This window comes from Kitasatospora sp. MBT66 (genome assembly GCF_000710405.2).
Classification (GTDB): domain Bacteria; phylum Actinomycetota; class Actinomycetes; order Streptomycetales; family Streptomycetaceae; genus Kitasatospora; species Kitasatospora purpeofusca.
Map to the genome: position 1 here is coordinate 115,082 of NZ_JAIY01000018.1, position 11,558 is coordinate 126,639.

The 11,558-nt window shown below is 72.4% G+C and carries 8 protein-coding genes; 1 reads left to right on the forward strand and 7 read right to left on the reverse strand.

Features of this window, described 5'->3' with window-relative positions:
- From BI06_RS51890 to nrdR, 5 genes are all read right to left on the reverse strand, one after another.
- Positions 1-1,387, reverse strand: a 1,387-nt coding sequence (locus tag BI06_RS51890) for an ATP-binding protein (RefSeq protein ID WP_233290502.1), incomplete at its 3' end; no start/stop codon positions are given.
- A gap of 188 nt (positions 1,388-1,575) precedes the next feature.
- A complete protein-coding gene (locus BI06_RS40475) occupies positions 1,576-2,130 on the reverse strand; it encodes a Clp protease N-terminal domain-containing protein (RefSeq protein WP_043476943.1) in 555 nt (184 codons plus the stop codon).
- Positions 2,131-2,133: 3 nt separating this feature from the next.
- A complete protein-coding gene (locus BI06_RS40480) occupies positions 2,134-2,373 on the reverse strand; it encodes a DNA-directed RNA polymerase sigma-70 factor (protein ID WP_043476946.1) in 240 nt (79 codons plus the stop codon).
- Between the two features lie 135 nt (positions 2,374-2,508).
- Positions 2,509-5,406: a vitamin B12-dependent ribonucleotide reductase gene (locus tag BI06_RS40485; protein ID WP_043476948.1), complete on the reverse strand. Its 2,898-nt coding sequence runs from the start codon at positions 5,404-5,406 to the stop codon at positions 2,509-2,511.
- Between the two features lie 214 nt (positions 5,407-5,620).
- Positions 5,621-6,118 (reverse strand): transcriptional regulator NrdR, encoded by a 498-nt coding sequence (gene nrdR / locus BI06_RS40490; protein WP_030396649.1) that lies wholly within the window; start codon positions 6,116-6,118, stop codon positions 5,621-5,623.
- A gap of 345 nt (positions 6,119-6,463) precedes the next feature.
- On the opposite strand from nrdR, the gene lexA reads away from it, so the two are divergent.
- A complete protein-coding gene (gene lexA, locus BI06_RS40495; protein WP_369826377.1) occupies positions 6,464-7,345 on the forward strand; it encodes a transcriptional repressor LexA in 882 nt (293 codons plus the stop codon).
- Between the two features lie 120 nt (positions 7,346-7,465).
- On the opposite strand, the gene BI06_RS40500 is transcribed toward lexA, so the two are convergent.
- Together BI06_RS40500 and BI06_RS40505 are read right to left on the reverse strand one after the other, a co-directional pair.
- Positions 7,466-9,598: an ATP-dependent DNA helicase gene (locus BI06_RS40500; RefSeq protein ID WP_078880418.1), complete on the reverse strand. Its 2,133-nt coding sequence runs from the start codon at positions 9,596-9,598 to the stop codon at positions 7,466-7,468.
- 12 nt (positions 9,599-9,610) lie between these two features.
- Complete coding sequence (locus BI06_RS40505) at positions 9,611-11,437, reverse strand: IucA/IucC family siderophore biosynthesis protein (protein ID WP_043476951.1); 1,827 nt, start codon at positions 11,435-11,437, stop codon at positions 9,611-9,613.
- Between the last annotated feature and the right edge of the window lie 121 nt (positions 11,438-11,558).

Consider the following 11,558-nt stretch of genomic DNA (forward strand, 5'->3'; position numbering starts at 1 on the left):
CCGGCGCGGCGGGCACAGCGGGCGCCGGGCGGGCGGGGGTGAGCGCGGGGCGCGGCCCCGTACCGGCCGCCCGCTCGACCGGCTCGGGCAGCGGGGCCGGCGCCGTCGCGGGGTGCGTGACCAACTGCTGCGGAATCAGCACCACCACCCCGGTGCCGCCGCGCGCCGACGGCCGGAAGGAGATCTGCAGCCCGTGCTTGCGGGCCAGCACACCGACCACCGCGAGACCGATCCGGGTACCCGCCGACAGCGTGGTGAGGTCCAGCGACTCGGCGGAGACGGCCCGTTCGGCGCGGCGCAGCCAACTGTCGCTCAGGCCCAGGCCGCTGTCCTCGACGGTGACGACCAGCCCGGCCGGCACCTCCTCGACGTAGACGTGCACCTCGGCCGGCGGCGCGGAGAACGTGGTCGCGTTGTCCAGCAGTTCGGCGAGCGCGTGCATCACGCCCTCGGCGGCGAACCCGGCCACCGCGGCGGTGCTCGCGTTGTGCAGCCTGACCCGCTGGTAGGCGCCGATCCGGCCGAGCGCGCCGCGCAGCACCGACTCCACCGGGATCGGCCGACCCCAACGACGGCCCGAGCGGGCGCCGGTCAGCACCGCGATGCTGTCGGCCATCCGGCCCGCCTGGGCGGTCGAGTGGTCCAGCCGCAGCAGGTCGCCGAGGACCTCCTCGTCGTGCCGGTGCTGCATCTCGCGCAGTTCCGCGTGCATGCTCGTGGCCAGCGCCTGCACCCGGCCGGCCGCGGTGGCGCAGACCGCCAGGGCGGCGGCCCGCAGCCGCTCGCCGCGGCCGATCTCCTCCGCCACGGCACGCAGCAGCGGACGCTGCGGGTGGTCGCGGTGCGGGGCCAGGGCGGCGTCCACGGTCGCACCGCTCCGCAGTCGCTTCACGAGGACCGGCAGCACCTCGTCGGCGATCCGGTCCACGGCGGCCCGCTCGGCGCGCTCCGCCTCGGCCTGCGCCCGGGCCCCCGCCGCCTCCGCGCGGGCGGCGGCGGCCTGCTCCTCGGCCCGGGCGAGCGCCGCCCCGGCCTCGTCCCGCTCGGCCTCGGCGGCGGCGGCCCGCGCCTTGGCGGCGGTCTCGGCCTGCCTGGCCGCGCCGGCGACCACGAGGGCCGTCATCGACTCGCCCTCCCACCGGCCCAGTTCCAGCTCCAGCCGGCGGGCCCGTTCGGTGGCGCTGCCGGCCTGCCGGACGGCGATCAGCCAGAGCACGGTGACCGCCGCCACGGCGGCCGCGGTCAGCGGACGCCCGGCGTCGAAGGCCCGCATCACCCCGACCGGCCCGGCCACCGCCGCCAGCAGGGCGGCGGCCGCCACAACGGCCCTGGTACGCACGTCGGGTCGACGGGTGGGCCCAGCGTCGGGGCTGGTGGTTTCTGTCATCGGTGCGGTGTCCTCGGCAGAAGTCGGGCAAATGCGCGACCGCCCGGCCGACGTCGTGGAACGTCTCCGGGCGGTGTTTCGGTTCACGCAGTCGGCCGATCATATCCATTCAGACGATGTGCTCAACCGGTAAGTTGACGGTCAGTCTCCTTCTGCCACGCTCCGTATACCACTCCACCTCCATCTCCTCACCCCATCGCCACCTCGACCTCACGTCGCACCTCGGCGAGGTCCAACCCGTGATCGGCGACGACCCGCGCCCCGAGCCCCTCCCCCTCCCGGAGCACCCCGAGCAGGAGGTGGCCGACCGCGATGTGACCGGACTTCATCCGCAGCGACTCACGCAGCGACAGCTCCACCGCCTTGCGTGCCGGTGCGGTGAACGGGCTCCGCCCCTCGGAGCGGAACCACCCGCGCCGCCGCGGCTCCGGCGGCGGCGGGGAGTCCAGCGCCCCCGCCCCGAACACGGACTCCACCGCCTCGCGCACCGCCTCCAGGTCCACCCCGATCGAGGCCAGCGCCTGCGCGTCGCCGCCGGTCCCGAGCAGCCGCCCGACGGCCCGCCGGGCCTCCGCATGGTCGAGCCCCGCCTCGATCAGCACCCGCGCCGCCGGGTCCGCCGTCTCGGCCAGGACCGCCAGCAGCAGGTGCTCGGTCCCGACGTACCCGTGCCCCAGCTCCGCCGACTCGCGCCCCGCCTGCCCGACCGTCCGCCGGGCCTCCTCGGTGAATCGCTCGAACATCGCTCAGTCCCCGTCCTTCCCGCTTCCGCCGGCACCGCGCCGCGCGTACTTCTTGTGCACCGCCTGCCTGGTCACCCCGAGGCAGACCGCGATGTCCTGCCACGACCAGCCCTGGTCCCGCGCACTGCCGACCTGCAGCCCCTCCAGCCGGTCCGCCAGGTCCCGCAACGCCCGGACCGCCCGGAGTCCCACGGCCGGATCCCGACTGGCTGCCGCGGCCGCCAGTTCTCCGCTCTCGCTCATAATGTCAACCTAGGTTGACGCCGACGGAGTGTCAACCAAAGTTGACAGAAAAGCCGAAAAGGCGGGGCGAGGACATCACTGTCCTCGCCCCGCCTTCAGCGGCCGCTCACCTCACCCGCGAGGCGGCGACTCCGCTCAGCTGCAGCCGCTGGTGGAGCCGCAGCCCTCGCAGAGGTAGCAGCTGCCCGCGCGGCGCATCTTGGTGCCGCAGGAGAAGCAGAGCGGCGCGTCGGCGTTCATGCCCAGCTGGATCTCCATCAGCTCGGTGGAGTTGTGGGCCTGGGCGGTGGCCTTCGGCGCCGGGGCGGCGACCGGGGCCGGAGTCGGGACGGCGACCGGCTTGGCGACCGCCGGCGCGACCGGGGCGGACTGGGCGAGCGTCTCGGTGTCCAGCTCCTCCTCCACCTCCGGCTCGTAGGAACCGGTCTCCAGGTGGCGCTGGCGCTCCTCGACCGAGTGGATGCCGAGCGCCGACCGGGTCTCGAACGGCAGGAAGTCCAGCGCCAGGCGGCGGAAGATGTAGTCGACGATCGACTGCGCCATCCGCAGGTCCGGGTCGTCGGTCAGACCGGCCGGCTCGAAGCGCATGTTGGTGAACTTCGAGACGTAGGTCTCCAGCGGGACGCCGTACTGCAGGCCCACCGAGACGGCGATGGAGAAGGCGTCCATCATGCCCGCGAGGGTCGAGCCCTGCTTGGACATCTTCAGGAAGACCTCGCCGAGGCCGTCGTCCGGGTAGGAGTTGGCGGTCATGTAGCCCTCGGCGCCACCGACCGTGAAGGAGGTGGTGATGCCCGGGCGACCCTTGGGCAGGCGCTTGCGGACCGGACGGTACTCGACGACCTTCTCCACCTGGGCCGGGGCCTCGGCGGCGGCCTTCTCCTCGTCCTTCTTCTTGGCCGAGAGCGGCTGGCCGACCTTCGAGTTTTCGCGGTAGATGGCGAGCGCCTTGACGCCCAGCTTCCACGCCTCGAAGTAGATCTCCTCGACGTCCTCGACGGTCGCGGAGACCGGCATGTTGACCGTCTTGGAGATGGCGCCGGAGATCCAGGGCTGGATCGCGGCCATCATCCGGACGTGGCCCATCGGGGAGATGGAGCGCTCGCCCATCGCGCAGTCGAAGACCTCGTAGTGCTCGGTCCGCAGACCCGGCGCGTCCACCACGTTGCCGTGCTCGGCGATGTGGGCGACGACCGCCTCGATCTGCTCGTCCTGGTAGCCCAGGCGCTTGAGGGCGCGCGGGACGGTGCCGTTGACGATCTGCATCGAGCCGCCGCCGACGAGCTTCTTGAACTTGACCAGCGCGAGGTCCGGCTCCACGCCGGTGGTGTCGCAGTCCATCATCAGGCCGATGGTGCCGGTCGGGGCGAGCACCGAGGCCTGGGCGTTGCGGAAGCCGTTCTGGGCGCCGAGCCGCAGGACCTCGTCCCAGGTCGCGGTGGCGGCGGTCCAGATCGGGGCGTCCAGCTCGTCGAAGGACACGCCGGCCTTCGAGGCGTCCGCGTGCTGCTTCATGACCCGCTGGTGCGGGGCCGCGTTGCGGGCGTAGCCGTCGTACGGGCCGACCACACCGGCGAGTTCGGCGCCGCGGCGGTAGGCGGTGCCGGTCATCAGGGAGGTGATGGCGCCGGCCAGGGCGCGGCCGCCCTCGCTGTCGTAGGCGTGGCCGGTGGCCATCAGCAGGGCGCCGAGGTTGGCGTAGCCGATGCCGAGCTGGCGGAAGGCGCGGGTGGTCTCGCCGATCTTCTCGGTGGGGAAGTCGGCGAAGCAGATGGAGATGTCCATCGCGGTGATGACCAGCTCGACGACCTTGGCGAAGCTCTCGGCGTCGAAGGAGTCGTCGTCGCGGAGGAACTTCATCAGGTTGAGCGAGGCGAGGTTGCAGCTGGAGTTGTCCAGGTGCATGTACTCGGAGCAGGGGTTGGAGGCGTTGATCCGGCCGGACTCCGGGCAGGTGTGCCACTGGTTGATGGTGGAGTCGTACTGGATGCCGGGGTCGGCGCAGGCCCAGGCGGCCTCGGCCATCTTGCGGAAGAGCTTCTTCGCGTCGACGGTCTCGATGACCTCGCCGGTCATCCGGGCGCGCAGGCCGAATTCGGTGCCGTTCTCGACGGCGGTCATGAATTCGTCGTTGACGCGGACGGAGTTGTTGGCGTTCTGGTACTGGACGGAGGCGATGTCGTCGCCGCCGAGGTCCATGTCGAAGCCCGCGTCGCGCAGGGCGCGGATCTTCTCCTCCTCCTTCACCTTGGTCTCGATGAAGGCCTCGACGTCCGGGTGGTCGACGTCGAGCACGACCATCTTGGCCGCGCGGCGGGTGGCGCCGCCGGACTTGATGGTGCCGGCGGAGGCGTCGGCGCCGCGCATGAAGGAGACCGGGCCGGAGGCGTTGCCGCCGGAGGAGAGCAGTTCCTTGGACGACCGGATCCGGGAGAGGTTGAGGCCGGCGCCGGAGCCGCCCTTGAAGATCATGCCCTCTTCCTTGTACCAGTCGAGGATCGACTCCATGGAGTCGTCGACGGCCAGGATGAAGCAGGCGGAGACCTGCTGGGGCTGCTTGGTGCCGACGTTGAACCACACCGGCGAGTTGAAGCTGAACACCTGGTGGAGGAGGGCGTGGGTCAGCTCGTGCTCGAACACCTCGGCGTCGTCCGGGGTGGCGAAGTAGCCGTTCTTCTCGCCGGCGGCGCGGTAGGTGAGCACCACCCGGTCGATGATCTGCTTGAGGCTCCACTCGCGCTGCGGGGTGCCGAGGGCGCCGCGGAAGTACTTGGAGGTGACGATGTTGACCGCGTTGACCGACCAGAAGTCGGGGAACTCGACACCGTGCTGCTCGAAGTTGATCGAGCCGTCACGCCAGTTGGTCATGACGACGTCGCGCCGCTCCCAGCGGACCTTGTCGTACGGGTGCACGCCAGGGGTGGTGTAGATGCGCTCGATCCGCAGGCCGCCCTTGGGGGCCTTGCCGGCACCCTTGCCCGCGGCCTTGTCGGACTTCGACCCGCGTGCGGAACCGCTCGTGGTGTCTGTCACTTCTGTTCCTCCTCCTGGTTGGGCAAACGCCCGAAGTGCCCCGTAAAGTCCGGGCACGGCTGGTTCGCTCTTCCGGTGTGCGGCAGGCAGGGATCCTCACCCACCGCGCACGTTTTGTCATGGTCTGTGCGCCGTTTTCGGGCACACGTCGGCCCCGGGGGACCGAAGGGGTTGCGCCGACCCCGGAAAGGGGCCGGTGGAGGGGCCGTGCCCGTCAGGGCGCGGCGGCGGCGACGGGCACGCAGGCGCCGTCGGCCTCGGTGGCGGGCTGCTCGGCGCGGAGTTCCGCGATGGCGGCCTCGAAGTCTTCCAGTCCGTCGTACGCCTGGTAGACGCTGGCGAAGCGGAGGAACGCGACGACGTCGAGTTCCTTGAGCGGGCCGAGTATGGCAAGCCCGACGTCGTGGGTGGTGAGCTCGGCGTTGCCGGTGGCCCGCACGCACTCCTCGACCCGCTGGCCGAGCTGGGCGAGGGCGTCCTCGGTGACCGGGCGGCCCTGGCAGGCCTTGCGGACTCCGGAGATGACCTTCTCCCGGGAGAACGGCTCGGTGACGCCGCTGCGCTTGATGACCATCAGGGCGGCCGTCTCCACAGTGGTGAATCGGCGACCGCAGTCCGGGCACTGCCGGCGGCGGCGGATGCAGCTGCCGTCCTCGGTGGTCCGGCTGTCGACGACACGGCTGTCGGAGTGCCGGCAGAAGGGGCAGTGCACCTGAGGATCCCTCCTTGGCAGGACGTGCGGACTTGGTCGAGTCTATGCGATCCCGGGGCCCTGCGAGCAACCCGATCTTGAGGCCTCGACCACAAGTACTGGGCCACGGAGAGGACTGTAGCCACTACATCTAGGTTTTGGAGCGAAGGAGGGGTGCTGGCGTGTCGGCGCGGGCGATACCCTCGGAGCCGATTTCCGATCGAACATTTAATCGATGTACAACAAAGCCTTGATCGAGTCAGCCAACTCCCGAATAATTCACTCGAACGTGTGTTTGGCGCAACCTTTCGATACGAGGTGCGTTGGGCTGGAAAAAGGAGAGGACAGCCGTCGAGAGGGGCAGCCGTGAACGCCGTCGAAAGCAACACCATCCCGGTGCAGGATCACTCCCAGCTCAAGGTGGGGCAGCGCACCACGAATCAGCAGAGCGTGGACATCAGCATGGACCGCAGCGAGGATCATCGCCCCCTGGGCCCGGGCATTTCCGGGGTCGGGCGTGTTCCGGACCAGCCCATCGAACACTCCCCCGCCCTGGACGACGCCCACCCGGCGCCGACCCGTTCCGCGCCGGGCCGCCCGCCCGGGATCCGGACCGACGAGGCAGGCCTCACCGAGCGCCAGCGCCGGGTGATCGAGGTCATCCGGGACTCCGTGCAGCGCCGGGGCTACCCGCCGTCGATGCGCGAGATCGGCCAGGCCGTCGGCCTGTCCAGCACGTCCTCGGTGGCCCATCAGCTGATGGCCCTGGAGCGCAAGGGCTTCCTGCGGCGGGACCCGCACCGTCCGCGCGCCTACGAGGTCCGCGGCGTCGAGGTGGCCCGGCCGAACACCGCCGAGACCGCCGGCCGCCCGTCCACCTCCTACGTGCCGCTGGTCGGCCGGATCGCCGCCGGTGGTCCGATCCTGGCCGAGCAGACCGTGGAGGACGTCTTCCCGCTGCCCCGGCAGCTGGTCGGCGAGGGCGAGCTGTTCGCGCTCACCGTGCGCGGTGACTCGATGATCGAGGCGGCCATCTGCGACGGCGACTGGGTCACCGTCCGCCGCCAGCCGGTCGCCGAGAACGGCGACATCGTCGCCGCGATGATCGACGGCGAGGCCACCGTCAAGCGCCTCAAGCGCGAGGACGGCCGGATCTGGCTGATGCCGCACAACCCCGCGTACGAGCCGATCAACGGCGACAACGCGACCATCCTGGGCAAGGTCGTGGCCGTCCTCCGCCGGCTCTGACCGCACCACCCCGCCCGGACCCACAGGAAGGGGCTCCCCGCACAGCGCGTGGAGCCCCTCCGGCCTTTCCCGACCCCGGTTCCCGACAGAGTCCCGTCCCGGGCCCGGAGCAGCCGGGGATCAGCCCCGCTTCGGCACCGGCCGGACCGGCGCCGCCGAGTCGTCGATCGCCGCCAGCGAGCGGCGCACCTGGTTGCGGTCCGTCGTGTACCAGAACTCCGGCATCGAGGACCGGAAGAAGCCGCCGTAGCGCTTGGTCTCCACCCGCGGGTCGAGCACCGCCACCACACCCCGGTCCTCCGCCGCGCGCACCAGCCGGCCCGCGCCCTGCGCCATCAGCAGCGCCGCATGGGTGGCCGCGACGGCCATGAAGCCGTTCCCGCCGCGCTGTTCGACGTCCTTCTGCCGGGCGCTCATCAGCGGGTCGTCCGGCCTCGGGAACGGGATCCGGTCCATCACCACCAGCTGGCAGGCCGAGCCGGGCACGTCCACGCCCTGCCAGAGCGACAGCGTGCCGAACAGGCAGGTGGTCGCGTCCGAGGCGAACTCGCGGATCAACTCGCCCAGGGTGTCCTCGCCCTGGAGCAGGATCCGCTGGTCCAGCCGCTCCCGCATCGCCTCGGCGGCCGTCTGCGCCCCCCGCATCGAGGAGAACAGCCCCAGCGTCCGCCCGCCGGCCGCGCCGATCAGATCGGCCAACTCGTCGAGCATGTCCGGCCGCTCGGGATCACGCCCGGGATCGGCCAGGTGCCTGGCGACATAGAGGATGCCCTGCTTGGAGTACTTGAACGGCGAGCCGACGTCGATCCCCCGCCAGTGCGGCACCGGCTCGTCGCCCATGCCCTCCCCGACCGCCTCCGGGTTGTCGCCGGGCGTGCGGACGTCCGGCAGCCGGGCGTCGGACGGCAGGCCCACCGAGGCGGCCACACCGGTGAAGTCCCCGCCGAGCTTGAGGGTGGCTGAGGTGAGCACCACCGCGCGCTCCTTGTACAGCCCCTCCCGCAACAGCCCGGAGACGCTCAGCGGGGCGACCCGCAGCGAGGCGGTGCCCAGCCCGTAGCGGTCGCTGCGCTCGATCCAGACCACGTCGTACTCGGAGTCCTGGAGCAGCCGGTCGGCGGTCTCGTGCAGGGACTCCGCGGCGGCCATCGCCTGCTTGCGCACGGCGTCCTCGTCGCTGAGCCCCTTGTCCCTGGTCTCGCCGAGCGAGGTGATCACCTGCCGGGAGGCGTCCCGGATCGCGGTCACGGCGTAGGCGAGGTACTCGGGCAGCTCCTCCACCCGGCCGGGCTGGGCGGTCTCCATCAGGCCGTGGTAGTTCTCGGCGGCGGCCTGCAGCGCGTCCACGGCCTTCTCGTTGGCGAGCCGGGCGGCCCGCTTGACCGTCCGGTTCACCGCGCCGACGGTCAGCTCGGCGGTGGCCGCCCCGGTGACCCGGTTGACCAGCTCGTGCGCCTCGTCGATGATCAGCAGCCCGTGCTCGGGCAGCACCGGCGCGCCCTCGATCGCGTCGATCGCGAGCATCGCGTGGTTGGTGACGACGACGTCGGCGAGCTTGGCCCGCTCCCGGGCCTTCTCCGCGAAGCACTCCTGGCCGTACGCGCAGCGGGTCGCGCCCAGGCACTCCTTGGAGGTGACCGCGAGCTGGGCCCAGGCCCGGTCGGAGACGCCGGGGGTCATGTCGTCCCGGTCGCCGGTCTCCGTCTCGTCCGCCCACTCGCGCAGCCGGAGCACCTCCTTGCCGAGCTTGCCGGCGGGTCCGCCCAGCGCCTCGACCGGGTCGAACAGGCCCTCGCCCTCGTCGCCCGGGGTGCCCTCGTTGGCCCGGTGCAGGCACAGGTAGTTGGAGCGGCCCTTGAGCATCGCGAACAGCGGACGGCGCCGCAGCACCGGGTGCAGTGCCTCCACGGTGCGCGGCAGGTCCCGCTCGACCAACTGGCGCTGGAGCGCCAGGGTCGCGGTGGCGACCACCACGCGGTCCCCGTGGGCGAGCGCCGGCACCAGGTAGGCGAGGGACTTGCCGGTACCGGTGCCGGCCTGCACCAACAGGTGCTCGCCGTGGTCGACGGCGTCCGCGACGGCCTCGGCCATCCGGAGCTGTCCGGGGCGCTCGACGCCGCCGACGGAGGCCACCGCGGCGTGCAGCAGCTCGGGGACACGGGCGCGGGGGACGGCCTCCGCCGGGGCGTCCGCGACGCTCCCGGCCTCGTCGGCGTCCTCGGCGGGGAGCTGGGATTCGGAGTCGTTCGTCATGACCCACCCAGCCTACGGGGCAGGGGTGACAATCCGGTCCCGCCGACGGGGCACCCGGCCGGTACCGTCCGCGGCGAGCGGGTTGGGCACGGTGCCGTGCCGGGCCGCGTGCGGGCGGTGCGGGCGGTCGCCGTAGCCGTCCAGCAGCAGCCGGTTGCGGTTCAGGCAGAGCCGGTCGATCCGCGGCCGGAACAGGTCGAACAGCGCGAACCGCTCGGCCAGTTCCGGGAACCGCGCCTGGTAGCGGTGGATCTCGGCGCGCAGCAGCTCCCAGAACTCCGCCTCGGCGAGGCCGGTCCCGGCCTCCAGCAGCGGTGCCAGATAGCGGTACACGCCGATGAACAGCCCGGAGTGCAGGAACTGGCACAGGCCCTGCGGGTCCTCGCGCAGCAGTACCGCGTCCACCTCGGCGGGCAGGTCGCGCAGTTCCGGCAGGTCCTGGTCGCTGAGGTTGACGTCGTCGACGAAGTCCTTGACCGCGAGCCGGACCGGTACGTCCCGCTCGTCGAAGACCAGGACGGCGTTCTCGCCGTGCGGGGAGAACACCAGCCCGTACCGGTAGAGGAAGTGCAGCAGCGGCGGCAGCATCGCGGCGAACAGCCGGCCGGTCCACTCGGCGGGGGCGAGCCCGGAGCGGGCGACCAGCTCGGCGGCCAGCGGCCGTCCGTCGCGTCCGGCCTGGAGCAGGGCGGCCAGGGTGCGACCGCGCTCGCCGGGCGCCAGCGCGGGGCCGAGCGGCTCCCGCCAGATCGCGCCGAGCAGCTCCTTGTACTGGTAGGGGGCCTCGGGCAGGTCGCGGTAGACGGGGTGGTCGACGGTGACCGAGGCGATCTCGCCGAGCAGCACCACCCGGCACTCCTCGCGCAGGAAGGGGTCGGCGTCGCGCAGCCCGTGGATCCAGGCGGTGACGGCGGGCGCGGCCAGGGTGCGTTCGGTGGGCAGGCCGCGCCAGACCAGGGTGTTGAGGATGGCCAGCGGCAGTTTGACGGTGCAGCGCTCGGGGCGGCTCTCGTTGAAGAACGAGCGGATCGACTGCTGGGGCAACCGGAGGTCGCCGTCGGTGCCGAGCGGCACGATCTCGCCGGAGGCGATCCACGGGGCGAACAGCGGCACCACGGTCTCGTCCCACTGCCACGGGTGCACCGGCAGCAGCAGGTAGTCGTCGGCGGCGGCGCCGAGCGGGGCCCGGAGCGCGGCCGGGTCGTCGAGCTCCCGGTGGTACAGCCGCTCGGGGTCGGCGAGGCCGGCCACGCCCCGGTACTCGGCGAGCCGGCGGTGCACGGCGATCCAGGGCAGCGGGCGCGGGGTGCGGGCCTCCGGGGCCCAGCGCGCGGCGTCGGCGGCGGAGAAGCCGATCCGGCCCTTGTTGGGGACGATCCACGGGTGGCCGCCCTGCTGGCCCTCCAGCTCGGTGTGGCCGAGGTCGGCGAGTTCGGCGGCGGTGAGGCCGGTGGCCAGCAGGTGGGCGTCGGCGATCAGGGTCGCGGTGAGCTCGCGGAGCAGGTGGCCGGTGGTGTCGCCGCGCAGCCCGAGGGCGTGCCGGGCGTGGACCAGGAAGCGCAGCGGGTCGAGGCCCTCGGGGTCGTCGCAGCGGACGGAGCCGGGGTCGACGAGCCAGCTCTCGTAGGCTCCGCGCCGGGCGGTGAAGCGGTACTCGGCCCCGGGCAGGGCGAGCGTCCAGCCGTCCGGTGCCCCGGTCGCGGTCGGGGCGAGGAGTTCCTCGTAGGCGAACTCGCCGAGCATCTTGGCGAGCAGCGTGCGGCCGGCCCGCTGCCAATGGCCGGCGGTGAGCTGCGGCGGCAGGTACAGCGGCGGTTCAGCGGCCGGCGGTTGCGGCACGGGTCGGCTCCTGGGGTCGGGGGAGGCTGGAAGCGGGAACGGAGGTGGTGGGGGCGGCGGCCGGGCCGGGTGGTGCGGTCGTCGGGACGGACGGGGCGGACAGAGCGGGCGGCGCGGGCGG

Excerpts from the sequence above, each read along its gene's own strand:
- BI06_RS40475 (WP_043476943.1), bottom strand. The coding sequence starts at position 2,130 with ATGTTCGAGCGATTCACCGAGGAGGCCCGGCGGACGGTCGGGCAGGCG.
- BI06_RS40480 (WP_043476946.1), bottom strand. The coding sequence starts at position 2,373 with ATGAGCGAGAGCGGAGAACTGGCGGCCGCGGCAGCCAGTCGGGATCCG.
- BI06_RS40500 (WP_078880418.1), bottom strand. The coding sequence starts at position 9,598 with ATGACGAACGACTCCGAATCCCAGCTCCCCGCCGAGGACGCCGACGAG.